The sequence below is a fragment of the Persephonella sp. genome, from assembly GCF_027023985.1.
Taxonomy (GTDB): domain Bacteria; phylum Aquificota; class Aquificia; order Aquificales; family Hydrogenothermaceae; genus Persephonella_A.
This window is the reverse complement of the sequence record NZ_JALVTW010000032.1, coordinates 1-25899: the sequence shown is the minus strand read 5'-3', so window position 1 is coordinate 25899 and position 25899 is coordinate 1. Positions and strand designations below refer to the sequence as shown.

The window sequence follows — 25899 nt, the reverse complement described above, 5'->3', positions numbered from 1 at the left end:
GCAGATGCCCCCATTTTATTTTTAGAGGTGGTAATTATGGAAGAGAAGATTCAGGAGTTGCAAGCACGAATAAATATGTATGGTCTGTTATCAAGACTATTTATTGAGGAAATAGATGAACAAACATTAAGAAAAATAAAAGAGACACCGGAACTACTTGATTTGTTCCCTAAAACAAAAGAATGGAACAAGTTTAATGAAAAGGATATTAAACAATTGATTGAAGAAGATTTAAATGTAGATTTCACAACTGTATTTCTCCTTAATGTATATCCCTATGAGTCAGTATTTATGAATGATGAGGGGCATATAGATGCTTCCATAACAAACCCGACACTTGTTTTTTATAGAGAACATGGATACTCAATTGACCTTAATGAAACAAGAGCCTTATCACCAGACCATATTGCGGTAGAAATGGAATTTATGATGACCCTTGCAAAAGAAGAATTAGAAGCTTTACAGAAAGGAAATCAGAAAGAAGCAGAAAGACTAAGAAAAATCCAAAAACAGTTTTTAGAAGAACATCTCGCAAACTGGGGAACTATTTATCTTCTATCTGCAAAGGACATGGCAGAAACACCTTTTTATCAAGATGTTTGTGAGCTTGCACTGGAGTTTATCCTGTCAGACTATGATGCCCTTGCAGAAGAATTAGGTGAAGAAGCAGCAGTTTAATCATGAAAAACAATCCATTAAGATTTAAATTTTCAGACTGTGTTCATATCTATTACAAAGATTCTTCCTGTAATTTGTGTGCTTCTATATGTCCTATTGAGGAAACTATAACTCAGGAAGATTACAAGATAATAGTTGATTTTGAAAAATGTGTATCCTGTGGAGCGTGTGCAGGAATCTGTCCTTCAGAAGCCTTTTCTTTTGAGAATTTAGATTTTTATGGATTACATAAAAAATTAGTAGAACAAAAACAAAACACTCTCAGCTGTAAAAGAGATTTACCTTGTTTATCAGCCTTTAATATTGAGTATCTTATAGCTACTGTTTTAAAGCTTCAGGAAGATTTGGTTCTGGATATTGGCCATTGTTCTAAATGTGAAATAGGAAATCTACTTGAAAGAATAAAAAACTTAGCTGAAGAAGCAAATTATGTTTTAGAACAAATAGGTTCTGAATTTAGAGTAAGACTTGAGGAATTAAAAATACAACCTGAAAGTAAACAAGAAAATGACAGAAGGTCTTTCTTAAAAAGATTTACAAAAACAGCAGCTGGACTCACATTTTGGGCATTAATGCCTGAAATCCCGGTTAAAGAAGAAAACGAAGAGGATACTCCTAAAAATATAGTAGAGGAAAAAGTTCGCCTTAAAAAAAGAAAAGCACTAATAGAAGCATTAAATAGTCTAAACATACCTGAAGAAAAACAGAAGGAAATTAAATTTTCTGTAGAAAAAATATCTTTTACTTCAGACAAATGGATAGATAATTACAGATGCACAAATTGCTCAGTATGCTATAACATCTGTCCAACAGGAGCATTAAAACCGGGTGCAGAGAGACTACAAATTCTTTTTGAACCTGCCTTATGTATAAAATGCAGAGTTTGTCACGAAGTATGTCCTGAAGATTGTCTTCATCTAAAAGAGGAACTAACTCTCAACACATTTTTAAATGAAACAGAAATTCTTGCTAAACATATTATGATACCTTGTGAAGAATGCATGATACCTTTCTCATATAAGGGGGATACAACACTCTGTCCAAGATGTAGAGAATTGGAGGATGAAATCAGAGACCTTCTCCAAATTGGTGAATAATCAAAGTTAGTGTTTGACAACCCGCATAACACTATGATTTTTTATTAAAAATATAAAAACTATATTAAATATATTTGGAGGTTTGTATCATGAGAAAGGTGGCAGGTTCGGTAGCTCTAATTACAGCGGTGGTTTCCACAGCAGCATTTGCTACAAATGGGGATAACATGATTGGTGTATCTCCTGCATCAAGGGCTATGGGAGGACTGGGCACAGGTATTTGCCTTGAACCGACAGATTCTATTTTCAGAAACCCTGGCTGGCTTGCAAGACAAAAAGGTTTTAACCTTAGCTTTGGTGGAATTTTATTTATGCCTCATGTTAAAGGTAGAAGTAAAGGTTATTGGGATACTGATGACACAACAGCCGGAGGAGTAGTTCCGGTAGATTCCGGTTATCAAACTTCAGATGCAGATACTTTTACTATCCCAGAAATAGCAATTACAAACCAGATAAATGACAGAATAGTTATCGGTCTTGGTGCTTATGGTGTTTCCGGAATGGGTGTTGATTATAGAGATAAAAATGGTTTAAACAGAATGCATACATCTTTGCAGTTTATGAGAATTGTTCCGGCTATCGGATATAAAGTAAATGACCAATTGGCTATCGGTGGAGCCTTACATCTGGCATGGGGTTCTTTAGATTTAGGTGCTACAATGGCTTATGACGCTGATGGAGATGGTGTTCCCGGAACAACATGGAATGCAGGTGGAGGTCAGTCACAGTCTTATGGGATAGGCGCATCTATCGGTATTAATTACAAGCCTTTACATAACGTTTGTCTGGGTGCATATTATCAATCTCCAGTAAAAATGAAATACAAAAATGTATTTATTTCTAATCCTATGACAGGAAAACTTGATGATTTAAAACTTGAACAACCTCAGGAAGTCTCTGTTGGAGTTGGATTTAAACCAATTCCTGAATTAAAAATGGGTTTTGATATAAGATGGATTAACTGGTCAGATGCAGATGGATATAAGCAGTTTAAGTGGAAAGACCAATGGGTATTTGCAGTTGGTGGAGAATATAAAGCCACACCAAGACTGGCATTAAGAGCAGGTTATAACTATGCAAAATCTCCTATTAGAGATAAAAATAATTTAGATGCTGTTAATAGAAACAATACAGTTCCAGATTTTAGTGGTAGATTTTCAGATTATGAGATTGAATGGTTTAACCTAATCGGATTTCCAGCTATTACAGAACACCATATAACACTGGGATTTGGATATCAGTTTACAGAAAACTTCACTCTCAATGCATCTTATGTTCATGCATTTGAGAAAAAAGTTGAATCAACAGCAAACGGTGGAAGGCTTTTAGCAGGAGCTAAAAATGCTCAAGATTCTATAGGTGTATCTTTAGACTGGCATTTCTAACATTTTAGGGAGCTTTTTGCTCCCTTGCTTAAAAAATATCATTAGGGGAGATGAAAATGAAAAAAATGGGAGTAATATTACTTACATTCATATTCACAATTGGATTCTCATATGCGACACCAAAATTTATGGATGAAGAGTATGCAAAACAGTTTTGTGAATTATGGAACAAAACACCAAAATTGGTAGATGGTCTTGGAAAATGGGCAACAAAAGCAATTAAAGAAAAAAGAGAATATAGAATTATCAGATTTTATAGAAAAAAATGCGGAGCAGATAAAGCCGTTGAACTTCATATAGCCCCAAAAGATGGAAAGGCTATCTGTGTTTATGGCGGAAAAGCAACAGATGAAAAAGCAGATTTCATCATGTCCGCCACAGACGAAAACTGGGAATCTCTTGCAAAAGGTGAATTTGGTTTTATGGGAATGGGTATAATGTCAAAACTGGATTTTATTGGTTCAAAATGGGAAGCTATGAACAACATGGGACCTTTCAAAGCTTTTCTCCTCAATATAGATAAAATTCCTCATACAATGGAATGTCCATAATAAGAAGGGGCTTTTGCCCCCTTATTTTAAATTTTTCAATACATTTATAAAATTTCCAAATTGGATAATATCACAAACAATTCTTTATTATATTTAGCTATCAAATAAAATCTTGAGGTAAATCAATGAAATACATTCCAGGGGTAATTTTTGCGACAGTAATTGCCATTATTGCAACATTTATATCAAAGCTTGAAGTTGTAAAAGAGACTGTAAATTTTAGTCCATTAATAATAGCCATTTTGCTTGGTGTTTTTATAGGAAATATATGGAAAATGCCGGAAAGTTTTAAACCTGGAGTAACATTTTCTTTAAAGAAAATTTTGAGAATAGCAATTGTATTCCTTGGTTTTAGATTAACCTTTCAAAACGTTATGGAAGTTGGGATTGAAGGATTAATAGTTGATACGATAATGCTTACATCTACATTTCTTCTTGGTGTATTTATTTCCAGAAAATTCTTTGGCTTAGACCCAGAAATCAGCTATCTTGTTGCTTCCGGAAGTTCTATATGTGGAGCATCTGCAGTTTTAGCGACTGCTCCTGTTGTTAGGGCAGAAATGCATCATGCAGCTATGGCAGTTGCAACCGTAACAATATTCGGAACTACTGCGATGTTTGTTTATCCAGTCATATATAAATATTTTGCCTCTACCCTTGGATTTGACGATATTTTATATGGAATATGGACAGGAGCAACTGTTCACGAAGTAGCTCAAGTAGTGGCAGCTGGTTTTGCTATCTCTGAACCAGCCGGAAATACGGCGACTATTGCTAAGTTGACAAGGGTTATGATGCTTGCACCTCTTCTGATAGCACTTAGCTTTTATCTTGCCAAAAAGCATGCAACTCACGGAGCAGGTGTAACTCTGAGAGACATACCTATCCCATATTTTGTATTTGGATTTATAGCAATGGTTGGAGTTAACTCTCTTCATATAATCCCTGACAACATTGTTCATTATATAAGAATAGTTGATGGGTTTTTACTCACAGTTGCAATGGCAGCTATGGGTCTGGAAACGAATATAAACAAAATTAAAGGTGTAGGTATGAAACCTATCTATGCTGCTGCATTAATATTTGCTTTTCTTTTCTTTGGAGGAATGATAGTAACAAAAGTAGTTCATCAGATATTTGGATAGGTCTTGACAATTTTTATTAAAGGTCTAAATTTATTATGCTCAAATTGAATATGGGGGCGATCCGGGTTCGACGGGAACGGTTACGCCGGGTCAGCAGGCCGGAGAAGGATACTCCGTAAAAAACCAAACAACAACAATTCCCGAACGCGAAATCGCTCTCGCTGCCTAATTAGCGCAGCGACGTCCTCCTGAGCTTGCCCGTGGGCTCAGGAAGGGCGTAAGACACACGGGATAGGAAAGTGCTGACTGCCCTGTAGGCACTTTCCGAAACCTTACAGGGCTTGCCTGCAGATACCCTGCCTGTGGGGTCGCTGCAGGCGAGAATTTAAACACAGGCTAAGCCTGTAGAAAGCCCGAGCAACGGCCGTTCTCGGACGGGGGTTCGATTCCCCCCGCCTCCACCAAAAGAAAAGGTTGGGCGAACTTGAACATGTCCAGATTATAAAAAATCCTGAATTCATCGTTGTCATATTCAATATAATCAATCAGTTTTTCTAACTGTCTTCTAATCTGCTTGGCATTCCCAGTTTTGTAATAGTCAATGATTATGTTTTTAAATTCCTGCAGGTCTATATTTATCTCTACCCAGTTCTTGTTGGCTTGGTGTTCTAAAATCTTTAATTTGCTTTCAAGGTTTTTCTTTTCTTCTTTTAATTGCCTTCTTCTTTCTATTATTTCGTCATCATTGAAATCTATCAGTCCATTTTCTATGGCTTTCAGGATATTGTTTAATTTAGTATCTATAGCCTGAATTGCTTTTTTAATGCTTTCTCGTTCTTGTTTTATCTGCTTTATATGAGTGTTTATTTCTTCCTCTATGGCTTTTTTAATTTGAAGTAGAACTTTTTCGTTTAATATTTTGTTTAAAACTATATCCAACAGATAATTATCAACTTTATCTGCTGGTAATCTCTTCTGGTCGCACTGGTTATGTTTTCTTCTTTTGCTGCATACATAGTAGTGGTATCTATTCCCTTTTGCTGTTTCTGTGACCATTGCAGAACCGCATCTACCACACTTTAAAATGCCGATAAAATAGAGGTTTGATTTCATCTTCCCTCGGCTGTGTTTAATCCGTTTGGACAGTTCCTGTTGAATTTCTTCAAATTCTTCATCCGAAATGTATCTTAAATGCTCATGCTGAAACTTTTCTCCTCCACCGTATAATACACCTTTGTATAATTCATTTTTCAGGAGTTTTAGAATAGATTGGTATTTCCAAGGTTTTCCTCTGTTTGTTAGCCCTTCTTCATTTAATCTTTTAGCTATTTCTTTTGTTCCAAATCCTTGCTTAAACAGAGATAAAATTCTGAAATATATATGGGCTTCTTCTTCTGCTTTTATTATCTTTGATTTTGTTGTGTTCCCGTATTTGACCTTTACAGTTTTATATCCGATAGGTAAGGGTCTGCCGTTCCAAAACCCCTGTTTTGCATTTTCTCTATTCCCTCTTTTTATATGAACAGAGCAAAAGATTGGATACCATGCATCAAAAAGCATAGCTCCACCTTCTGCCCAAAATCTTGCCAACCTTTCTTCGTCATTATTAGGATTTCCGGATAAGAAGGGGTTTGAGGCATAGTGTATTTCTACTCCTAACTTATCAAAGAGTTCTTTATAGTTCATTTTATGCTTAATATTTCTGAATAATCTTGATGTGTCAAAGGTAATGATAGCTTGAATATCGTTATTCTGTATGTAATCTAACATTTGCTGAAAGGCGGGTCTTTTGTCTGTTGTCCCGCTTATTCCTTCATCTGTGAATACTTGAACAACAGTAAATCCTTTATTTTCTGCATACTTGAAGCATTCGCTTATCTGTGAGCTGATTGGTGTTTCTTTCTGTGTTGCTTGGTCTGTTGATACCCTCGCATAAATCACGGCCTTTTTCATGAGATACCCCAATAATAAAGTTTGCTATTTCTTTTATAATACTATCTTCTAAATAAAAGTTGTCATCTTTGAGGTTATCTGTGCATTTAAACATTGTTTTCCTCTAACAATTCAGGGTTTTCGTAAATGTTGCCGATGACTTCTAATACTTTCTCTGGGGCATAATTCATTATTAGTAGTTCCAGGCTCTCCAAAGCCCCACTTTTATTTTTCAACGCAAACGCTGGTGCTGAATATACTATTTGGCCAACAGTGGTATAAGGCGGTAATTCATCTATATTTACCCTCACAATATCCCCCTCATATATTTCTTTTCCGTTTTTGTCTTTTAAACCTGTGTATTGCATCAAATGAGCTTCATGTCCATCAAAGTAGAATGTGTCATTTATCCACACCATTACATCTCCAGAAGTAGCCAAAGTGAGTTTACTCACTTGAATCATAGAATTTAAAGGTTCTATAAAAGCCCTGAATTTAATCTGCCTCATCTCTCTCTCCTCCATGTTTTTTAATAAAACATTTCGAACAATAAAGAACCCACCCTGGATGCTCCCATTTCCAATTTTCTCTTCTCGCTGTTTCTCTTGCTTGCAACCTTGCTTCTTCCTCGCTATCACACCATAGTGAAGCAGGTTTTTCACAAATATCGCAGATGAATTTATATCCGAGCTTCTTATCAAATATTTTCAATTTCCTTTCCTCCCAAACACCGCCTGAAAAGCCCTGTCAAAGGCGGTGTATTTATCCATCTTTAGACTGGTAATGTTGTCAATAAACAAGGACTTCAGCCTGTCAAAGTCTTGTTGTGAATAGTTGTATATGCCCTTTAGGGCAAGTTGTTGTTTAATCCATTTATCTTTGTTCATCTTAAACCTCCTTATTTAATAAAGGGGCAAGAGCCCCATTGTATAGCTTAATCACGCTTTACCCTTGAAACTTACCCGTTTGATGAGGGTATTGCGACAAAACTATACTTTGCTCTGCATTACTGGACGCCGCCTTGGCATTACAACTCGATACATAACCCACACTAAACCCCTCACAGCAAAGCTCAGCCCTGGCCCTGCGATGCTATTCAGAACTTTACCAAGACAGTGCCTAACAGCTCTTGGCTTCACCATAACCATACTTTTCAATACTCGACCATAGCTCCACTGCGCCTATCTAATCTTTACTTAGCCGCAGCTAATTTCTTCTTATTTTTTTTAGATGTAGCCACTTCTTTTATTTCAAACCTACCGTATCCTCCAGTTCGCCACTGTAACAATCCTCCCCATTCCTCTGCTACTTCAAAGAGATCTAAGATCTTTTGCAAGTTCATTCCTTCTAAATTTGCAACTCTGACGTTGAAACTAATCTCTATTTCTGGATGTAGTAGTTCGCTTGTTGCAAGACTAACTATTGGCCCTTGAGGAGTCATAGCCCTTAGTGGTCTTGTAAGCAAGTCATCGGGCTGATAGATATATTCTCCATCTCTTTTCATTGGAATAATTCTTGGCTCAATTTTTACATAACGACTAATCAGGTTCTTGATATTTCTTTCTCTTTTGAAGTTATAGGCTGTTTCCTTGAGTAAGCCTAATATCTGATAGTGAAGTATTGAAAGTCTACCTTGCTCATCTCTTGGAAAAATAGTTATCTGTCTTTCATCGTCAAGACTTATTCCATGTTCTTCAAGGTCTTCCAATATCTGAGCTATTCTCTGTTCTATTATCTCTGCTTCTTCTGCTGTTGTGCTTCTTCTATTCAGAGCCTTTTCAAGTCTTTTTATTTCCTTTTTCGCTTCTTGTTTTTTTAATTCTTTAGCCGGGTCTGTAGAAGGACTTGACCCTAATAGGTCTGTTGTTGTTGCAAGTGTTATTGTTGCTTCTTCTTTTTTAATCATTGTTGTCCTCCTAATAGTTTTTGTGCTTCTCTAAGTTTTTGTCTAAACCTCACCCTTTCTTGGATAGGGAGAGTTTTTTCAATGCGAACTCTGGAAAGTAGATAGGTTCTCAGCTCTTCTGGTAGACCTGAAAACCAGTCTATTTGTTCCTGTGGTTCCTCATAGTTGTAAAACTGAAGCACTTCAAAAAGTTTTTCTTCTTGCTTTTCATCTTCTATGTAGAATTTAGATATTGGTAATTCCTTCTTGTATCTAAGCTCATAGGCTTTTTTGTGTATTAGTTGCTTTATGTTGTCTACTTTGTAATCAATTAGGTAGTCTATGACTGCGTCAAGTAAATCGTCTGGTTCTATTCTGTTATTTCTTGCTACAACGATTATGTAGCCTTTCCAGTTTTCATGTATCTCTTTGTATAACTCCCAAAGTTCGTTCATTTTCTCCTCCTTTTGTTTTTGCCCTGGAGGGCATCGGCAGTCCAGTTGAAAGCTGGAGGCCTTTCTGCCCTCCAGGCAGGTGCAGGGTTAAACTGTTTCTAATGTTTCTTCAAGAGTTTTCTGGTCTATCTTTTTCTCTTTCCAGCCTATTGCAGCAAGGATTTGCTCTCTTTCATTCTGAGAGAGGAAGTTCTTTATCCATGTGTATTCTTCATAGCTTGGGATTTTGTCATCCTCTATTCCGAGATATTCATAGACTTTTGCCTGCTGTTCGTCGTTGAGCTGCTTCTCTACAAATAGTTCTTCCAGTTCTTTCTGCTCTTTTGCTCCGATTAATACAGTTGCTTCCAATAAGCTCTTTCCTTTCTCTCTTAGCAACTGTGTTATTTCTGTAAGTTGTTCATCTGTAAGCTCAGCCGGTTCATTCACAAAGTATCTTGTGTAAATAATGCTTTTGAGTTCCTGAGCTGTTAAACCTGACTCTGTATATGCTTTGTTGAATGCTTTTATAAGTTCTTTTCTCTCATCTGATATTTCGGGCTCTTCTTTTCTGCTTGTTTCATGATAGAAATCTATCTTTTCTTCTGGTAGTGGTGGTAGGATTTTCCTGAGCTGCTTAATGACGGTCTTTTTATACATGTCTGCTTTCCATTTTTCCCAGAAGGAGTTTTTGCCCATGGATTTATCCGCTTTGGAAAGACTTCTAAAATCTTCTTCTATTTCTTCTGCTGACATGGCTACCCCGTTTGAAACTATCTTCCCATCTACTTTGTAGTAAACGAATGCGTAAGCACCTATTATCTTGTCTTTGCTTCTTTTGAATGGGTTAGACTTGTGTCTTTTCAGGATTAATCTACCGTGTGGGTCTTTGTCTATTTCTATATCATCATCTTCATAAACTACATCTGCTATAACATCAACAACATCGGGTCTTTTCATCAGGTCTTTGAGAATGCCTCTGTATCCTTTCTGGAACTGGATTTCTTTTCCATAAGGAATGAAATAAGCTTCTGCATCTTTGGGGTCAAAGGAGTATCCTTGCTCATAAGCTTTAGCTGTTGCAAATATCAGACTTTTTGGGTCGTATTCGGTAAGTTTGGGAACTGCTATAAGAAGCTGTGCAAGTTGTTTACGGTAGTCTATGTATCTTTCAGGTTCTTTAAATACTGGACTAAGTGTGATAGCATAGTTATAGATGTCTTTGTTTTTGAATGATTCTAAAAAGTTTTTTACCTTTAGTTCTATTGCTTTCTCGTTCATGACACTGCCTCCTCTTTTTCTTTTTTAAGTTTTTCTATCTCATAGAGCCTTTTGAGATAATCAAGCTCTATGTTTTCTTTTTTGATTTGATAGATAAGGTCTGAGATTTTTTTCTCCAGTTCTGCAATCCTGTCTAAAACTCCTAAATAAGCGTCCCATTCTTCCAATTTCTGTTGATATCTTGCTTTTCTTTGTGCTTCATTTTTGAGTTCTTTGTCAAATACAACCTCATTCCATACTGTTGCTTCTATGTCTTTTTTCTCTTTTTCTTTATCTGCTTTTACTTCTTTGAGATAAAAGAGTTCTCTTTCCAGTTCTAAAATCTTGATTTGTTGATTCTTGATTTTCTCAATGAGTTCATAGATGTATTCCATCATGATTGTTTACCTCCTTAACGATGTTTGTTTCAAAATCTATCTCGTAAACTTTCCCGCATTTGCTGCATTTTTGTCTTTTAACCTCTTGTCTTTTTGATACTTTATTCCACCAATAAGAATCGTTATATCCATACCATCTGATGGGTTCACAACAAAAAATTTCCCAACATAAATCATTCCTTAAGTGGTTAGTTTTTGCTATCTTGTTCATCACAGCTGCCCTCCTTTCATTTTTTCTATTTCTTTTTGTGAATTTGGGATGTAATTGTCTAAGAGTGCTTGGAATTCTTTGTCCCAGTCGTGTGTTTGCTGGGACTTTCTTTTTTTCTGTTGCTCTAACTCAAACTGCAAAATTCTACAGGCTGATTTGAAATCTGTTGTGTGAATTAAACCCTTACGGGTTGCTACACTAAACTTTTGCATGATAATCACCTCCTATTTTTGTAAGATTTGTTTAACTAAGTATTCTGTGTTTTTCTTTTCTCTTTCTTCATCTACTCTCTGTGCGACAAATTCCAGAGCTTTCTCCAGGAGATGAATTTTCATCTCCAGTTCATTTACTTTGGTTCTAAGGTAAATGAGTTCCTGTAGTTCTGTTGCTGTTTGCATCCTTGCCACCTCCTTTATGAAATCAAGCATTTTCTTTGTCCTCTCCTGCCTATTCTGTATGTTTTCTTCCTTGCTTTTTTACCTTCTGCTTTTTCTATGTCTTTCATTCTGTAGTTTTCTGGATAAGCAAAGTCAGAAACCAGAACATAATACCCTTCATCTACCAATGCAGCTGCCAAGAGCCCCTCATTCTCAACTTTTCTTGGAACCTCTGTTTTCTTCCTTGAGTAGTAGATGTATTGCATCTTCCTGCACCTCCTTCATGCTTTGTTGTTTATTAATATAAACAATTGTTTATAGAATGTCAACCCTTTTTGTAAACTTTTGTTTATTTTATGCTAAAATAAAGGAAACAAAGGGATTGGAGGAGATGAGATGGAAAACAAAAAACCTGATTTGCTTGTGGATGTGATACATCCATTTGTTAGGGATTTAACAGAGGTGCTTAGTAAGCATTATGATGCAGTTCTGGACCATGAAAACAAAAGTCTTGCTATAGAAACGGTAATGGAGCTTTTGGATGTTATTGTAAACCACTATAAAGAAGATTTAAAAAATATAACATACGGACAAACCTATAGTTATGCAAAATGGGCTTTAGTAGACCCTGATGTTATACAAACATTAGTAAAAATCAATTTAAAAGCTATCCGATATGAGATGGATAAAAGAAAATAAATCTGCAATCAGTGCTTCTTCTATTTGTGCGGCTATTTGGTTCAAAATTTCCGAATCTATGAGTAGAGAGAAACTATACATGGTAACGTATCCTATTTTTATAGGTTTTTCTTCCGCTAATTTGAAATTTCCTATAAACTTATCAAACAGCTTAACATCTATATATGCTGTAGAATTGATATCTTTGTATGTGAATTTTAATTCATCAACAAGTTTGAGTAAAATCTCGTCAATCACAATAGGCACATCTTCTTCATTAATTAACAAAAATTTTTCAAGTTCTTGGCAATTGGTTTTAATTCTTTCTTTAAGTCTATTTCTTATTGCCTTCTCTGCGGTTGTAAAAAACAAGTATTTGTGGTTTTGGGTGGCTAATTTCTCCAGCATAGCTGCCCTCCTTTTTGGGTTTTATTTTATCAAACTTTGGAGGAGATGGGCTATATATAGTGCTTTGACTCTTGAGATGACTACTATATGTAGTGGTATTGATTTTGTTACTAATAGGATTTAGGATTATGAAAAAATTTTTGTGGTTTAAAATGAAACCTGTTTCTGTTCAGTTTAAATATAATGGTGACATAGAAGAAATTAAGGCAAACACACTTCTTGTTTCTCTTCTTGGGTATGTTAATCTACTTGAAGAAGTTCACAGCCAATTAAATATTCCCAAGAAGCTAAATATCTATATAAGCAAAACAGAAAAAGGCAGCTTTATTGTTGATTTAAATCTCGCTCTTGACACTATTGATAAGATTAAATCCTTACTCGGAGATAGCATTTCATTAGATAATGTGAAAGATATTATAGAAATCGCTATTGGTTTAATAATCCTAAAAGTCTTTTTAAAAGGAGAAAAGCCCAAGGAAGTAAAAGAAGAGGATGGAAAAGTCATTATTATCAATGGAAGCAATAATCAATTAGAGATAGATAAAACTGTTTATAAACTTGCAAAAGAAGATGAACTAATAGATGAGGCTATTATCAAAATAGCAGAACCTGTTGCAGATGACGAAAATATAGAAGGGTTTGAAGTTAAAAGTGAAATTGGTAAATCTGTAAAAGTAAGCAATGAAGATTTAGGGTATCTAAAAATACCTAACCCTATATTTGAGGAAAGAACAAGAATAATCACAAAAGAAAATGTTTACCTCACTGTCGTAAAAGTAGTATTTGCTGAAAATAGGAAATGGGAGTTTCTATATGAAGGTAACAAAATTTCCGCTCATATAAAAGATGATAAATTCTTTACATCTATTGATAATTACTCTTTTAAAAAAGGAACCAAACTTTTATGTGATTTAGAAATACTACAAGTATATGACACGAAATTGGATGAATTTGTAAATAAAGAGTTTACTGTCGTGAAGGTTCATAAAGTCATTCCTCCTTCAGAAAATAAGAAACTGTTTTGATTAAGAGATATTTGGATTTATTTTATTCGTTGCTTTGATTTGTTTTTTTGACAGGAAGTCTGGCTCCGTATTTTTTCATTGTATTAATTAATTGGTTATATTCATCTTCTGAGATTATTTGTTCTTCTTTTAAATGAATTAAAATTCCCATTGTCCCGCCAACCCCTTCTTTGGGAGGATTTATATATCTACAAGGTAACAATTCTTTATTAGAAAAAAATTCTCTGGCGTGGCTATCATCTGACAATACACAACATCTCTCTGAATTCTCTAATTTCTTTTTAGCACATTGCCAGATACTCCATTCTCCTAAATCTATATTAGGTGGAGGTTCTTCCGAATAGAAATCAAAGGGAACCTCTTCTTTTTCAACAAACAAAAAGACTTCTTCTTTTGCTTCCTCGGGATATTTTATTTCTTCTTCATAAATGTAGGTGGTAGTAATTACTGTTTCTTGATTTTTCTTCCTATTTTCTACAAATGTTATTAAATGTCGATGTATTTGATGGTTATCTTTATAGGGTTTGATAAAATTTAAAATTACAGTTGAGTCTAAATATATTTTCATTTTCTTTTTCTTAAATCTGATATTTTTTCAAATTGACCTAATAATAACTCGTCTGCTCTTTTTTCGGTGATTTTGTTATTCTCGTATAAATCTAAAATTTTCTCTGCATATACTTTAGGAAGTAATATTTTATTTTTAGTAACAGTAGTATGTTTTTCCTTTCTTCTCTCCTCTTGTGAATATTTTTTAAACTTTTGGAACTTCCAAATTTCATCTGGAAGGTATACTGAAATAAGTTTGTAAAAAACAGCTTCGGGAGAAATATATTTGTTCATTTGTCTTACTTTCCTATAAAAAGTCCCAAATTTATAATTAGTAATATAATCTTTTAACTTTTTCCATAACTCTGGAACCAATTCTTCTGGAATTAAAACATTTGAAGCAAAGGCATTCGCATATTCTTCATCTTTTTTGAAATCGGGAGGAGCTATTAAATGTCCTATTTCATGGAGCAAAGAGAATGACCATCTATCTATTGGTTCATTTGAATTTAAAATAATGAAAAAAGGCTCTTCCTGAGGAACAGCCCCAGATTTTGATTTTAATGGTAAACCAAAAATATATATTTCTTTTTCTGAAAGAATGTCTTTTATTTTGTCCCAAGTATTAAAATCTCTGTCGGATAATTTATAATATTTTATAAAATCTCTTGCAGCCACAACTGGATTATTATCTCCTTCAAAATCAAACCTATTATGTCTAATTGCATTTAATTCTATTAAATCATTAATATTTTGTATTATAGTTTGTATTTTAATCTTATCTGAAATTGCTAATTTTTTATTCCCCCTATATGAAACTTCTTGTTTGCTACTATAAATGAAAGCACGAGGAGAAATCCCCAGTTCTTTGCATAAAAAACTTATTATTTTGTATGGTGGAGCGGTCTTCCCATTTTCTATTTCTTTCAATATAGAAACATCTATATTGATTATTTTCGCAAAATCCTCTCTTTTTTTAAATCCAAGCTCTTTTCTTGCAAGTTTTATCTTATTCCCAAGTTGAGTTAATAAATTTAAGGTTTCCATATTTTTAATTATCATATATTTTCTTTTATGAGGCAATAATAATGTAACTTCAATACCTCTTAAACACTCCAAGCACTTTATACAGATATATCGGGCTTTCTTTTAACTGGTCTTTTTTTATTATTATTGGTTCATGGTCTTTGTCGTTTACCGGCTGGAGAATTATGTATTCTCCTTTATCGTAAAATCTTTTTAATGTCCTTTCTCCATTTATAACAGCTATTACTCTATCTCCGTTTTTTATGTCCACAAATCCACCGTAAGCAACCAAAACTAAATCCCCGGGATTTATCTCTGGAGACATTGAAGTTCCTGAAACTTTCCACCATGCTGCAAACTCTTTCGGCACTCCTGCAAGCATGGATTTTGGAGCTGGTAAGTAATCCTCTATCTCTACATCTCCACTCTCAAATCCCCCAGCTGGCACATCAGCTACAACGGGCAATAATACTACATCTGTTATCTCTTCCACTTCCTCTAATTTGCTTCTCTTCTCTTCAGGACTGGATAACAACTCCGCTACACTAACCCCTAAGGCTTGGGCGATTTTTTCTAATGCATTAAAACCTATATTTCTTTTTCCAGTAAGAAAATAAGAAATAAAAACCTGCGACAATCCGCTTTTTTCAACCAAGTCTTTTTGCTTTAGCCCTCTTTCTTGCATTAATGCTTTAACTTTTTCCCTTATCTTATCCTGAATTTCCCGTCTATTAATGTCTAATTCCATATCCATATAAACCATTACTTTTCTTTCCCCTTAAGCATATAAACAAGTGTTGATAAACTCAATAAATTTTTGTTTATTTTTCTATTGACTTTATACAAACTATTGTTTATATTTTCATACAGGAGGTTAATAACATGCAGATAGAACCTAAAGAGATAATAAAGGCTTACATTGATAGGCATGAAATTCCTAAGACAAAATTTGCTGAAAATGTTGGAATTTCTTATCAATTTCTGTGGCTTTTGCTTAAGGGGGATAGAGATATTGGAGCAGACACCGCCATAGCCATAGAAAGAGCAACAGGTGGAGAAATTAAAAAAGAATGGCTTGTATTTCCTGAAGAGTATCAAAAAGAAATAGAAGAATACTTGAATAAAAACCTTACCGGAGCGGCCAAATGAGAAGCACCTCCCCCTCCCTCGGCAGTTGCCATGAGGTCCTCCTAACCTCCAATGGGGCAGAGAGGGCTCTGCCCCTGTTTTTAAGTAGCTCATTAGCGACCCTCCTTGTTAATAAGGGTAAAACAGGAAAAACTGATTGGAGTAGAACAAAATGATAGGTTTAGACCAGTTAAGCTTTAAAGCGGTTTTGTTTATTGCTTATCAAAAATCAGGCAAAACTTATGAGCAGATAGCAAATGAAAGCAACATCCCTTTATCTGCAATAAAGAAATACTTCAATCCTAATGAGGAATACCATCCAAGACCTGACCATATCATAACCCTTTCTAAAGTTTTAAATACCACATTATTGGTTGATTGGTTTGTTGCACATGTAAAGGTAGAGCAAAATCACAATTTGCTCCCTCATCTAATCACAAAAGAACTAACAGATGTAATCAACGAGATGATGAAAGCCTTAGAGGATGGGGAATTAACACTCTTTGAAAGACAAAAGCTTGTAAAAGAAGTTAAAGAAGCAAAAGAAATATTAGACAAGCTGGAAAAAGCCTTAATAAACGGGGAGTTCAAATGAAAATAATCATCCAGGGCAAAATCCCATCGGGCAACAGAAGAGCAATAGGGAAGAAAAACGGGAAACCTTTTATATACAAAACGCAGCAAAAGGAAATAAAAGACATAGTTCTGCAGATAAAACAGCAGTGGAGACTTCCAACAATCACCCAGGAAGTTGAAATATTCTATACGTTCTATTTTCCAGACCGTAAAAAAAGAGATGTAGATAACAGACTCAAAATACTAAATGACTGTCTTGAGGAAGCCGGTGTTATAGCAGACGACAACCTCATCACAGACGGACATTTCAAGAAAAGAGTTTCCAAAGAAAAAGGACATCTAACAATCATAGAAATAAAGGAGATAAACATTGCTGAATAAAGTTTTTCTAATTGGCAGACTTACACGAGACCCGGAGATTAGATTTCTTCCGAGCGGTTCTCAGGTTACAAGTTTTTCTATAGCTGTTAACAGACCTTATAGAGTTAATAACGAATGGAAAGAAGAAACATATTTCTTTGATATTGAGACATTCGGTCAGCTTGCAGAAAGACTTGGGAAGCAGCTTAACAAAGGAACACAGATACTTGTTGAAGGACAGCTCAGACAGGATAGATGGACAGATGCAGCAGGAAATAAGAAATCAAAAATAAAGATAGTAGCGGATAGGGTTAGTATTCTCTCCGGGAAATCATCCAAAGAAGAAAAATCAAAAGAATCAGACCTTGATATCGAAACTGAGGATTTTTCCTCAGATGAAGATGTTCCTTTCTAAAAACAATAGGAGGTAAAGCATGGCAGTAAAAAAGGAAACCAGAGACCTCATACTCTTGGAGGAACTCTGGCAAAAATCAACAGAGTTAGAACAAGTTGTAAAGAGACTACGAGGCTCTCTTCTACAAGCAGCCTTATTATACCAGACAACAGAAGTAAAAATCACAGAAGAAATCGTGGAGATAACAGTTCCTGAAATATTTGAAAAAGTTTTAAAAGAAAACCTTTACCAATTAAAACGAGCTTTTAACAGACCTGTCAAGATTAAAACAAAGGAGGAATGAAAATGAAAGAGCAATATTATTATGCAAACCTGCCAACAAAACTAATTAAAGAAAATTTTAAAAACAGGAGAGACAGAAATCAACATCTGCTTGCTATCACAATCATAACCAGCTGGGTCAACACCAAGACAGGAACTTTTTACCTATCAATAAGTAAACTTGCAGAAGAACTCGAATGTAGTAGAAAAAGAGCAAAAACCATAATAGATAACCTGATTAAACTGGGATATATCCAGAAAATTTCCGATGCTCCAAATCAGTATGGTCAATCTGTTTATAAGTTATTGACTTACAACTGGGAAGAAAAAATGGAAACAGCAAAAGAAACAGCACTGGAAACAGCAACGGAAACAGCACCTAACAAGGAATATCAATATCCAGAGCAAATTCAGGAAACAGCACTGGAAACAGCAACGGAAACAGCAACGGCACACCAAACTAAAAATAATATAACTAACAATAAGAAAACTAACAATGAAATAACTAACAATGAAAAAATAAGTAATAAAGAAGAATTTGAGTCTGTTAATGTAGATTTTGATTTAGAAAATCCAGAAGAACCTTTATTTGACGCTTACTTGCAAACATTTAACGCTATATGTCCAGACAAACGGGTAGTCGCTCTAACAGACAAAAGAAAACAGGCTCTTAAAAACATACAAAGCATTTTAGAAAAAAGTGGGGTGGGCTGGAAGGAAGCCTGCAACCTGTTTAAAAACTCAAGCTGGTTATACTCGCAGACCTTTGCAACCTTTGACTGGTTTATAAAACCGGAAAACTTTGTGAAGGTGATAGAAGGACAATATGTTGATAAACCGGTATCAGAACCAGAACCTGAAGAAACCCCAATCATCAAAGCCTATAGCCTTAGTCTCATACAGAAAATCAAACAACATCCGTTTGCACAGCACCACTACAAAGCAACTGAAACCCTGTCGCTTTTTAGAAAACACTACAACAGCCATTCAGGTGATAAGGTCTTTATCTCAGCACCACAGCACGTTCACTGGCAGATAGAAAGAAACCTTAAGGACCTGATAGAGGATTTTTCAATAAAACATGAGGGGGTTTACCATGCAGCTGCTTAGTGAAAAATTTGCGGATAAATCACTGGAAAGGGCGATACTGGGAGCTTTTATATTTGCTCCTGAAGAGTCTGAGAAATACCTGCACCTAATAGAACCGGAAGACTTTGCAGACCTTAAACACAGAAAGCTGTTTAACTGGCTTAAGACTCTGCTGTCTTCCGGAGAAGTAGCAGAAACATCAATTATCCTTGCCCATTTCCGTGAAGACCCGATATCAAAAGAAATTCCGGTTGAATATATACTCAGCATAGAAGATAGAGATATTTTCCCGGTAAAACTCATGCCCACCTCTATCAAACTGCTTAAAGAAAAAGCAGCAAAAAGAAAAATACTTGAAGTATCCCAGCAAATTCCCTCAGAACTGGAAAGGGAAAATGAAATATCTACAATCCTTTCAACCCTTGAACAGACTATATACGACATAGAAAAACGCTCATTTGAAGATAAAACGGAACCGATTAGTTCCGTTATCTTCAGGCTTTACGAAACGGTAGAAAAAAGAAAAGAAATAGACACCTTCATAACCGGAGTGCCTTCAGGATTTTCAGAGCTGGATAGAAGAACTGCAGGTTTCCAACCCGGAGAACTTATTATCATCGGTGCAAGACCCGGAATGGGGAAAACAGCCTTAGCAACCTCAGTATCACTTAATGCTGCCCAAGAGGGATACAGGATTGGATTTATCTCCCTTGAAATGCCAAAAGAACAGATTGCAATGAGGATGTTGTCAAACTATGCAGATATCCCCCTGTATAACATCAGAACCGGATTGCTTGACAATGAGCAGTTAGAGAAATTGCAAGACTATTCACTCAAACTTGCCCAAATGCCTATCCTGATTAACGATAAATCAGGAATGAAAATAACGGAGCTAAGGGCTTATGCAAAGAAGCTCAAAAGAGAACATGATATAGACATACTCTTTGTTGATTATCTTCAGCTTGTTCAGGCTGACAAATTCTTAGAAAGCAAAGAAAGGGAAGTATCCGAAGTCTCCAGAACCCTTAAAGCCCTTGCAATGGAATTAGACATCCCCGTCGTAGCCCTTGCACAGCTTAACAGGGTTGTGGAGATGAGGTCAGACAAAAGACCTATGCTGTCAGACCTTAGGAATTCCGGGCAGATTGAACAGGATGCAGACCTTATCATGTTTATCCATAGACCGGAGTATTACAAGAAAAACCCAATCCCTGAAGAGCTTGGCCTTGCAGAACTTATTATTGCAAAACAGAGAAACGGCGAGCTGGGAACGGTTAATCTGGAATTCCATCCTAAATATGCCAGATTCACACCTAAAGTTTCACAGACAGAAATGGATATATCCGATTACGGGCAGACTACAGAAACAGAAGATGTTCCATTTTAAAAACCACTAACCTGAGGGGTAAAATGACGGAACTACAGAAACAGATAATTAAATTATTCAAACAAGGACTAAACAAAACACAAATAATATTGGATGGAGTTTGTATGGGACACTTCCATCAACCGGCGACTATGGAAAGAGTTAACGGACCACAAATCATTAACGGAAGTCTGAAAGGACCAGATGAATACTCTCTCCAGTTTGGAGCTGCACTACCTGCCTGCCAGGTTTTATTCGGAGTATCTAAAAACTATGCAAAGACCTTTGAATTTCCTCTGTGGCTTGAAGAAAAGAAAGAACCAACAAGATGGGATATATACATCCCAGATGTTTGGGCAGATTTAAAAATTTGAATGAGGGATAAATATGATTGCAGAAATAAGACAAAAAATCTTAAGAAAGAACGGGCATGAAGCAGTTTTTATTAAACTATCTGTAGTTGCTAAGGTTTTGGGGTTTGCATCTTCTGACCCAGTAATAGACATAGCAGATAAAGAGGGAATTCAAATTCTAAAGGTCAACAAATACAGAGTGATACGAAAAGATGATTTAGACAATCTGCTCAGAGCAATCATCAAAGAGAGGGTGTAATCCCATAATTCCCTTTTTTCGCTTTTTAACTTTGAAATCATTTTAGGGATTTTATAGGTTTGAAGTATGGCAAGGAAAAGAATTGATTTAGAGCTTTTAAAAGAGTTATGGGCTGAACCTGACAACTGGGGAAAATCTTTAAAGGCAATGTGTGAGGAGCTTGGGTGGAATTATGAATCAGTTAAAAACAAGATGAACAAATATGGAACAGATAAATTTTATGAAGAAAGAAATCAGCTTTTAAAGAAAAACTTACAAAAAGTTACAGACACTATCTATAAATCTCTTTTTGAACAAATACAACAAGGAAATACAAAAGCGATAGAAATGGCTTTGAAAATGAGAGGAGATTTAACTGAGAAAGTAGAACTCTCCGGAGAAGTAAGCATAGCTCTAATTACAAAAAGAAAGATTATCTCAAAAGGTAAAGAGTAGTGAATACAGATACAGCTATAAGCTTTAATATAAGTTATCTTCCATGGGCAGATGATATATTCTTTAGCTCAGACTGGCAAAAATTAAGATACAAAGTTATTGCTAAAGGTAGAAGACTTGGTTTTACAAGGTCAACAGCTCAGTATCTTATAGAAACCATGCTCGGCTCAAATGAACTTTCCGTTTGGGACAACAAAAAAGAAGATGAAGGAATATATATACTTTGGGGAGATACTACACATTCAAACATCAGAAGATATTACCAAAGATACTTTAAGCCTGTTTTAGACCAAATAGAAAGGAAAATTAAAAACAAAGTTAAAGACTTTAAGCTTTACGAGTACAAGACTCAAGACTCAATGCTTATAGTCTATAACGGCAAGAGAAAGTCAATTATAGATTTTAGAAGTGCAGATAAACCTGAAAACTGGGAGGGATTTGGATATGACATTATAGTCCTGAACGAAGCGGGGATAATCCTGAAAAACAGGGATTTATGGGAACATTCCGTCGCCCCGATGATGCTGGATAATCCAAACTCTAAAGCTATTATTGGAGGAGTTCCAAAGGGCAAAAATCTTTTTTATGAGCTTTGGCAAAAAGGACACTCTCCAGACTATCCAAGATGGAAAAGTTATACATTCTCAACTTATGAAAACCCTCTACTATCTGAAGAAGATATAGAAGAACTCAAAAAAGGCTTGTCAGAAAAAGCAATCAGACAAGAAATTTACGGCGAATTTGTAGACGAAGTTGGAGCCGAACTTTTCTCTTATGAAGAAGTAGAAAAAGCAATGAGAATAAATCCACCTGCGGACGGCATTGTAATCTGGGGGCTTGATATAGCAAGACACGGAGATGATTCATCAGTTATAGCAAAAAGAAAAGGCAAAAGATTTTTTGAACTTAAATCTGTTGATTTTAACGACACAATGAAACTGGCGGAATGGGTAGCTAATGAATACAGCAAAGACCCTGAAAAACCTTATCAAATAAATGTTGATGTTACAGGAATAGGCTGGGGAGTTTATGACAGATTAAAACAACTTGGCATTCCTGTTTATGCGGTAAATTTTGCAGAAAAATCAACAATGGAAGGGGTTTTAAACAAAAGAGCTGAAATGTATTTAAGACTTAAAGATGAACATATTAAGCAAAACGGTAATTTACCTAAAGACAATGACCTTTTGTTGGAACTTATAAACACAGAATACGACTACACAAACAAAGGTGAAATAAAGCTAATAGAAAAAGACAAAATCAAACAGGCTATAGGTCGTTCACCAGACAAAGCTGATGCAGTTGCTTTAACTTATGCACAGCCAATTAATGAAGCACAAATCAAAAGAAAGAAAATTCAAGTTCCTAAATTTTACGCAGGAGTGTAAATATGCTGACAAAAGAGCAAGAAAAGAAACTTTTAGAGAATACCTTAAGAAAAATCAAAAAGTCAGAAGACTACTATAGAAATGTTAGAGAGCCTTTCTATATAGAAGCTGCTAAAAGATATTATGCAAATGAAGAATACCAAGAAAGATTTGGAAAACTGGCAGAAAAATCAAAAATAGTAATCAAAGATATAATGGCCAAGATTGAATGGGCTATGCCTTCTATAATGAGGCTTATCTATGGTCAGACTGATATAGTTGCGATTCAAGGCAGAACCCCTGAAGATGATGACGCAGCCGAAAAGCTCAAGAAGTTAATCAACTGGCAAATTCAAAGAGAAAATGAAGGCTTTTTAGTTTTTTACAGATTTGCAAAAGATGTTATGAAGTACCAGTTTTCTGTTTTAAAAGTTAGATGGGAAAGAGATATTAGCACTGCTACTGAAGAAATCTATATAACTTCTGAGCTTTTAGAGCAACTACAACTTCTTCAGGCAGCTGGACAACAACAAGAAGCACAATCTCTGCTTTTAAAATACATAGAAGAAAACCTACCGAGATATAAAAAACTACTGCTTAGACAACTTAAAAGTATTGAAATAGAAGAAACAACTTTTGATGAAGAAAAAGCACTTTATAAAGCAAAGGTTAAGTTTAAAAGACTTAAGAAAAATGCTCCTATTATAGAAAATCTTCTTCCGTGGGAGTTCCTTTATATCCCAGACGGAAAGACAATTAATGATGTTTCATTTGTAGCTCATAAGAAAAAAGTTTCTGTTGATTATCTTCGTAAAAAAGGGAAAGAAGGCTTTTATAAAAATGTCAAAGAAGCGATAGAAAACGCAGAAGATGCAACAACTGAAAGCTTAGAAGATGTTGTAAACAACTATGAAAATGAAGAATACAAAGATACTCAAGATGAAAGCTTAAGACAGATAGACCTTTATGAGTGTTATACAAAGTTTGATATTAACAATGATGGGATTTTAGAAGATATAATTGTATGGATAGCTGGAGAGCAGATTTTAAGAATAGAAGAAAACATAACTGGCAGACATCCGTTTTTCGGAACTCCAGCAGTAATTGAAAGTGAAAAACTTGAAGGCTCTGGATTTTCTGAAATAATAGGGCAGCTACAGGATTTAAAAACTGCTCTTTGGAAACAACTTATTATCAATGTTGCTAAAAACAATCAAAGAAAAACCTTTATAGACCCTTCCGTTGTAGAACCTGATGGGCTTGTTGATGATAGGGAAATTATTTTTGCAGATTTACAAGGAAAAGGAAGTATAAACAACTATATCCAGTATGAGCCAATAGAGCCAATCTTTCCTCAGATTGGTAATGTTTTAGAAATGCTTGAAATGACTACTGAAAACTTGAGCGGTATAACCCGCTATTCTCAAGGGCTTGACGGAAAGGCCTTGAACAAAACCGCGACAGGAATTTCAATGATAATGCAAGCCAGCAATCAGCGTATAGAACTGATTGTAAGAATTATCTCAGAAGTTGCTTTAAGACCATTGTTTAGATACTTAGTTGAACTTAATCAAAGGTATATAGACCAAGAGACCGTAATTAGACTGACAAATGAGCCCATTGTGATTAGACCTGATGACCTTGTTGGAGAGTTTGATTTTGTAGTTGACACATCTGTTGGAATGGGAACCAAAGAAACACAAATGCAGGCTATGCAAATCGTTGGACAGTTTTATCCTCAGTTTGTCCAGATGCTTCAAGTGTTTATGCAATATCCAAATCTTTATGAGAAGTTTAGAAATTACTATAAAAAGCAGCTTGAACTTATTGGGATTAAAGCTGTTGATGAGTATTTACCTACTGTCGAGGAACTACAGCAAATGGCTCAAATAATGATGCAACAACAAATGCAAGCACAAGCTATGCAAGGAGCTTTAAATGGATGATGCAAAAATAGCAAAGATTTTAAAGGAAGCTAAACTTTCACAGGAATGTTTAAAACACTTAAAAACCAAATTTGAAAAAATTGAGGAAGAATTGAAGACTCAAGCTCTAAATGCGAGTGGAGAGAATGAATTAAGAGAAATACAGGCTATGCATAGAGCAGTAAAGAGACTGGAAAAACTTCTTGAAATGGATTTAACAAAAGCAAAAGGAGTTAAAAATGGGTGAATGGTTTGATGTCCTGAAAGCTATAGCAACTATTGTTATTCTCCCAATTATCTACTGGATAGGTAGACTTCAGCAACAACACAATGATTTTCGTATTCACGTTGCAGAGAAATATGTAACTAAAGAAGACCATGATAAGGATATTTCAGGACTTAGGGACTACATCAAGGAAGGATTTAAGTCTCTTCACAAGAGGTTTGACAGATTTGAGGAGCAAATCAGAAAGGAGCTTGACGGAAAGGAGGATAAGAAATAATGGCAAGTAGGAAACTGGAAGATTTACACCCAATAACGCAACAGAAAGCAAAACAGTTTTTAGAAATTGCAAAACAAAACGGCTTAGATGTGCTTATATACTGCACTTATAGGTCGCCTGAGGAGCAGGAAATTTTATATATGCAAGGCAGATTAGAGCAATTTGGAATTACACTTGAAGAGCTAAACGAAAGAAGACTTAAACTTGGACTTTGGAAACTTTCAGAAAAAGAAGCAAAAAGAAAAGTCACCAATGCCAGAGCTTGGCAATCTTTTCATCAATACGGATTTGCCTTTGATTGTGTTCCACTTGCAGGAGGTAAACCTGATTGGAATAACAAGGAAACTTACCAAATACTTGGTGAAATAGCTAAACAAGCGGAACTTGAATGGGCAGGCAATTGGAAACGATTTAAAGAAATGCCCCATTTCCAAGACACGGAAACCTATAATCACATCGTTAAAAGGAGATAACCATGAAAACTTTTACATTTTTTTTGCTTGGGCTGGCAATTGCCGCCCAGGCACAACAAGTTTTTGAAACACATATATACAAAAACAATTTCCCGAAAACGAAGCTTGAGATGTGTAGAGAGCTCGCTTCTGTGAAAGCAGAAGCAACTGCAGAAAGTGAAAAAGAAAAAATTGAAGTGTTTCAAAGAGCATATAAAAGATGTATGAGAACAGAGACGGGAGAGATTTAGAGATGTTTTATTTGTATTTTCTGTTGCAACTTTTTTTATTAGCTTTATTGTCCCCGGTTAGATGGGGGTTAAACACAATAGTCAGATTTGCTTGGAAACCTGCATTTCAATTTAAGGCTGAAGTATTTAAAGATGCTGACATTTCATTATTAGAAAAAAAAGCAAACGAATTCCATAAAA

General features: G+C 35.4%; 41 protein-coding genes and 1 other RNA gene. 25 read left to right on the top strand and 17 right to left on the bottom strand.

What is annotated here, in order from left to right; translation table 11 throughout:
* Positions 1-36: 36 nt before the first annotated feature.
* From MVE07_RS07825 to ssrA, 6 genes are all read left to right on the top strand, one after another.
* Entirely contained in the window at positions 37-678 is a 642-nt protein-coding gene (locus MVE07_RS07825) for a molecular chaperone TorD family protein (RefSeq protein ID WP_297456050.1), read from the top strand.
* A 2-nt stretch (positions 679-680) separates the two neighbouring features.
* Positions 681-1775, top strand: a complete 1095-nt coding sequence (locus tag MVE07_RS07820; RefSeq protein ID WP_297456048.1) for a 4Fe-4S binding protein — start codon at positions 681-683, stop codon at positions 1773-1775.
* A gap of 89 nt (positions 1776-1864) precedes the next feature.
* On the top strand, positions 1865-3160 hold the full coding sequence (locus MVE07_RS07815) for an outer membrane protein transport protein (protein ID WP_297456046.1): 1296 nt from the start codon (positions 1865-1867) through the stop codon (positions 3158-3160).
* A gap of 56 nt (positions 3161-3216) precedes the next feature.
* Entirely contained in the window at positions 3217-3711 is a 495-nt protein-coding gene (locus MVE07_RS07810) for an SCP2 sterol-binding domain-containing protein (protein ID WP_297456044.1), read from the top strand.
* A gap of 125 nt (positions 3712-3836) precedes the next feature.
* On the top strand, positions 3837-4856 hold the full coding sequence (locus MVE07_RS07805; protein WP_297456042.1) for a YeiH family protein: 1020 nt from the start codon (positions 3837-3839) through the stop codon (positions 4854-4856).
* A 52-nt stretch (positions 4857-4908) separates the two neighbouring features.
* Positions 4909-5260, top strand: a transfer-messenger RNA (tmRNA) gene (gene ssrA, locus MVE07_RS07800).
* Positions 5261-5725: 465 nt separating this feature from the next.
* Here the strand turns inward: ssrA and MVE07_RS07795 are convergent.
* From MVE07_RS07795 to MVE07_RS07735, 13 genes are all read right to left on the bottom strand, one after another.
* Complete coding sequence (locus tag MVE07_RS07795) at positions 5726-5872, bottom strand: hypothetical protein (protein ID WP_297456040.1); 147 nt, start codon at positions 5870-5872, stop codon at positions 5726-5728.
* A gap of 770 nt (positions 5873-6642) precedes the next feature.
* The gene (locus MVE07_RS07790; RefSeq protein WP_297456038.1) at positions 6643-6843 is read right to left on the bottom strand and encodes a hypothetical protein; all 201 of its coding nucleotides are present in this window, start codon (positions 6841-6843) and stop codon (positions 6643-6645) included.
* Positions 6836-7237 carry a YopX family protein gene (locus MVE07_RS07785; protein WP_297456036.1) on the bottom strand — a complete coding sequence of 134 codons (402 nt, stop codon included), beginning with the start codon at positions 7235-7237 and terminating at the stop codon, positions 6836-6838. The genes MVE07_RS07790 and MVE07_RS07785 overlap by 8 nt, the downstream gene beginning before the upstream one ends.
* Positions 7224-7439: a hypothetical protein gene (locus MVE07_RS07780; protein ID WP_297456034.1), complete on the bottom strand. Its 216-nt coding sequence runs from the start codon at positions 7437-7439 to the stop codon at positions 7224-7226. The genes MVE07_RS07785 and MVE07_RS07780 overlap by 14 nt, the downstream gene beginning before the upstream one ends.
* On the bottom strand, positions 7436-7615 hold the full coding sequence (locus tag MVE07_RS07775) for a hypothetical protein (protein ID WP_297456033.1): 180 nt from the start codon (positions 7613-7615) through the stop codon (positions 7436-7438). The genes MVE07_RS07780 and MVE07_RS07775 overlap by 4 nt, the downstream gene beginning before the upstream one ends.
* 305 nt (positions 7616-7920) lie before the next feature.
* Positions 7921-8634 (bottom strand): hypothetical protein, encoded by a 714-nt coding sequence (locus MVE07_RS07770; protein ID WP_297456031.1) that lies wholly within the window; start codon positions 8632-8634, stop codon positions 7921-7923.
* Complete coding sequence (locus tag MVE07_RS07765) at positions 8631-9068, bottom strand: hypothetical protein (protein WP_297456030.1); 438 nt, start codon at positions 9066-9068, stop codon at positions 8631-8633. Before MVE07_RS07765 ends, MVE07_RS07770 begins: the two co-directional genes overlap by 4 nt.
* An 87-nt stretch (positions 9069-9155) precedes the next feature.
* Positions 9156-10328, bottom strand: coding sequence for a recombinase RecT (locus MVE07_RS07760; protein ID WP_297456028.1), 1173 nt, complete (start codon positions 10326-10328; stop codon positions 9156-9158).
* The gene (locus MVE07_RS07755; protein WP_297456026.1) at positions 10325-10705 is read right to left on the bottom strand and encodes a hypothetical protein; all 381 of its coding nucleotides are present in this window, start codon (positions 10703-10705) and stop codon (positions 10325-10327) included. Before MVE07_RS07755 ends, MVE07_RS07760 begins: the two co-directional genes overlap by 4 nt.
* Positions 10686-10916, bottom strand: coding sequence for a hypothetical protein (locus MVE07_RS07750; RefSeq protein ID WP_297456024.1), 231 nt, complete (start codon positions 10914-10916; stop codon positions 10686-10688). The genes MVE07_RS07755 and MVE07_RS07750 overlap by 20 nt, the downstream gene beginning before the upstream one ends.
* Positions 10916-11128: a hypothetical protein gene (locus tag MVE07_RS07745; protein ID WP_297456022.1), complete on the bottom strand. Its 213-nt coding sequence runs from the start codon at positions 11126-11128 to the stop codon at positions 10916-10918. The genes MVE07_RS07750 and MVE07_RS07745 overlap by 1 nt, the downstream gene beginning before the upstream one ends.
* A 12-nt stretch (positions 11129-11140) precedes the next feature.
* Positions 11141-11314: a hypothetical protein gene (locus tag MVE07_RS07740; RefSeq protein WP_297456020.1), complete on the bottom strand. Its 174-nt coding sequence runs from the start codon at positions 11312-11314 to the stop codon at positions 11141-11143.
* Positions 11315-11328: 14 nt separating this feature from the next.
* A complete protein-coding gene (locus MVE07_RS07735) occupies positions 11329-11559 on the bottom strand; it encodes a hypothetical protein (protein ID WP_297456018.1) in 231 nt (76 codons plus the stop codon).
* Positions 11560-11689: 130 nt separating this feature from the next.
* Here MVE07_RS07735 and MVE07_RS07730 point away from each other — a divergent pair, with 130 nt between their 5' ends.
* Positions 11690-11992, top strand: a complete 303-nt coding sequence (locus tag MVE07_RS07730) for a hypothetical protein (RefSeq protein ID WP_297456016.1) — start codon at positions 11690-11692, stop codon at positions 11990-11992.
* Here the strand turns inward: MVE07_RS07730 and MVE07_RS07725 are convergent.
* Positions 11954-12379: a hypothetical protein gene (locus MVE07_RS07725; RefSeq protein ID WP_297456014.1), complete on the bottom strand. Its 426-nt coding sequence runs from the start codon at positions 12377-12379 to the stop codon at positions 11954-11956. The genes MVE07_RS07730 and MVE07_RS07725 overlap by 39 nt on opposite strands.
* Before the next feature lie 152 nt (positions 12380-12531).
* Here MVE07_RS07725 and MVE07_RS07720 point away from each other — a divergent pair, with 152 nt between their 5' ends.
* Positions 12532-13404, top strand: a complete 873-nt coding sequence (locus MVE07_RS07720; RefSeq protein ID WP_297456012.1) for a hypothetical protein — start codon at positions 12532-12534, stop codon at positions 13402-13404.
* Between the two features lie 22 nt (positions 13405-13426).
* Here the strand turns inward: MVE07_RS07720 and MVE07_RS07715 are convergent, their stop codons facing one another.
* The 3 genes from MVE07_RS07715 to MVE07_RS07705 are packed head-to-tail and all read right to left on the bottom strand — an operon-like array spanning position 13427 to position 15727.
* Positions 13427-13972, bottom strand: a complete 546-nt coding sequence (locus MVE07_RS07715; protein ID WP_297456010.1) for a hypothetical protein — start codon at positions 13970-13972, stop codon at positions 13427-13429.
* Positions 13969-15072: a helix-turn-helix domain-containing protein gene (locus tag MVE07_RS07710; RefSeq protein ID WP_297456008.1), complete on the bottom strand. Its 1104-nt coding sequence runs from the start codon at positions 15070-15072 to the stop codon at positions 13969-13971. The genes MVE07_RS07715 and MVE07_RS07710 overlap by 4 nt, the downstream gene beginning before the upstream one ends.
* Positions 15050-15727, bottom strand: coding sequence for an XRE family transcriptional regulator (locus MVE07_RS07705; RefSeq protein WP_297456006.1), 678 nt, complete (start codon positions 15725-15727; stop codon positions 15050-15052). Before MVE07_RS07705 ends, MVE07_RS07710 begins: the two co-directional genes overlap by 23 nt.
* A gap of 134 nt (positions 15728-15861) precedes the next feature.
* Here MVE07_RS07705 and MVE07_RS07700 point away from each other — a divergent pair, with 134 nt between their 5' ends.
* The 17 genes from MVE07_RS07700 to MVE07_RS07620 form a co-directional block, all read left to right on the top strand.
* Positions 15862-16128: a YdaS family helix-turn-helix protein gene (locus MVE07_RS07700; RefSeq protein WP_297456004.1), complete on the top strand. Its 267-nt coding sequence runs from the start codon at positions 15862-15864 to the stop codon at positions 16126-16128.
* Positions 16129-16279: 151 nt separating this feature from the next.
* Positions 16280-16702 (top strand): helix-turn-helix transcriptional regulator, encoded by a 423-nt coding sequence (locus MVE07_RS07695; RefSeq protein ID WP_297456002.1) that lies wholly within the window; start codon positions 16280-16282, stop codon positions 16700-16702.
* Positions 16699-17064, top strand: coding sequence for a RusA family crossover junction endodeoxyribonuclease (locus tag MVE07_RS07690; RefSeq protein ID WP_297455999.1), 366 nt, complete (start codon positions 16699-16701; stop codon positions 17062-17064). Before MVE07_RS07695 ends, MVE07_RS07690 begins: the two co-directional genes overlap by 4 nt.
* A complete protein-coding gene (gene ssb, locus MVE07_RS07685) occupies positions 17054-17458 on the top strand; it encodes a single-stranded DNA-binding protein (RefSeq protein ID WP_297455997.1) in 405 nt (134 codons plus the stop codon). Before MVE07_RS07690 ends, ssb begins: the two co-directional genes overlap by 11 nt.
* A 19-nt stretch (positions 17459-17477) precedes the next feature.
* Positions 17478-17741, top strand: a complete 264-nt coding sequence (locus MVE07_RS07680) for a hypothetical protein (protein ID WP_297455995.1) — start codon at positions 17478-17480, stop codon at positions 17739-17741.
* 2 nt (positions 17742-17743) lie between these two features.
* On the top strand, positions 17744-18829 hold the full coding sequence (locus MVE07_RS07675) for a helix-turn-helix domain-containing protein (RefSeq protein ID WP_297455993.1): 1086 nt from the start codon (positions 17744-17746) through the stop codon (positions 18827-18829).
* The gene (dnaB, locus tag MVE07_RS07670; protein ID WP_297455991.1) at positions 18816-20195 is read left to right on the top strand and encodes a replicative DNA helicase; all 1380 of its coding nucleotides are present in this window, start codon (positions 18816-18818) and stop codon (positions 20193-20195) included. The genes MVE07_RS07675 and dnaB overlap by 14 nt, the downstream gene beginning before the upstream one ends.
* Before the next feature lie 23 nt (positions 20196-20218).
* Positions 20219-20548, top strand: coding sequence for a hypothetical protein (locus MVE07_RS07665; RefSeq protein WP_297455989.1), 330 nt, complete (start codon positions 20219-20221; stop codon positions 20546-20548).
* 13 nt (positions 20549-20561) lie between these two features.
* Complete coding sequence (locus tag MVE07_RS07660; protein ID WP_297455987.1) at positions 20562-20786, top strand: hypothetical protein; 225 nt, start codon at positions 20562-20564, stop codon at positions 20784-20786.
* 66 nt (positions 20787-20852) lie between these two features.
* A complete protein-coding gene (locus MVE07_RS07655; protein WP_297455985.1) occupies positions 20853-21221 on the top strand; it encodes a phBC6A51 family helix-turn-helix protein in 369 nt (122 codons plus the stop codon).
* A complete protein-coding gene (locus tag MVE07_RS07650) occupies positions 21221-22609 on the top strand; it encodes a terminase family protein (protein ID WP_297455983.1) in 1389 nt (462 codons plus the stop codon). Before MVE07_RS07655 ends, MVE07_RS07650 begins: the two co-directional genes overlap by 1 nt.
* Positions 22610-22611: 2 nt before the next feature.
* A complete protein-coding gene (locus MVE07_RS07645; protein WP_297455981.1) occupies positions 22612-24534 on the top strand; it encodes a poly(3-hydroxybutyrate) depolymerase in 1923 nt (640 codons plus the stop codon).
* Entirely contained in the window at positions 24527-24760 is a 234-nt protein-coding gene (locus tag MVE07_RS07640; RefSeq protein WP_297455979.1) for a hypothetical protein, read from the top strand. Before MVE07_RS07645 ends, MVE07_RS07640 begins: the two co-directional genes overlap by 8 nt.
* Positions 24753-25016 carry a hypothetical protein gene (locus MVE07_RS07635; protein ID WP_297455978.1) on the top strand — a complete coding sequence of 88 codons (264 nt, stop codon included), beginning with the start codon at positions 24753-24755 and terminating at the stop codon, positions 25014-25016. The genes MVE07_RS07640 and MVE07_RS07635 overlap by 8 nt, the downstream gene beginning before the upstream one ends.
* Positions 25016-25489 carry a M15 family metallopeptidase gene (locus MVE07_RS07630; protein ID WP_297455976.1) on the top strand — a complete coding sequence of 158 codons (474 nt, stop codon included), beginning with the start codon at positions 25016-25018 and terminating at the stop codon, positions 25487-25489. The genes MVE07_RS07635 and MVE07_RS07630 overlap by 1 nt, the downstream gene beginning before the upstream one ends.
* A gap of 2 nt (positions 25490-25491) precedes the next feature.
* Entirely contained in the window at positions 25492-25719 is a 228-nt protein-coding gene (locus MVE07_RS07625) for a hypothetical protein (RefSeq protein WP_297455973.1), read from the top strand.
* A partial coding sequence (locus MVE07_RS07620) for a hypothetical protein (RefSeq protein WP_297455971.1) occupies positions 25689-25899 on the top strand: 211 nt, incomplete at its 3' end. The genes MVE07_RS07625 and MVE07_RS07620, both read left to right, overlap by 31 nt.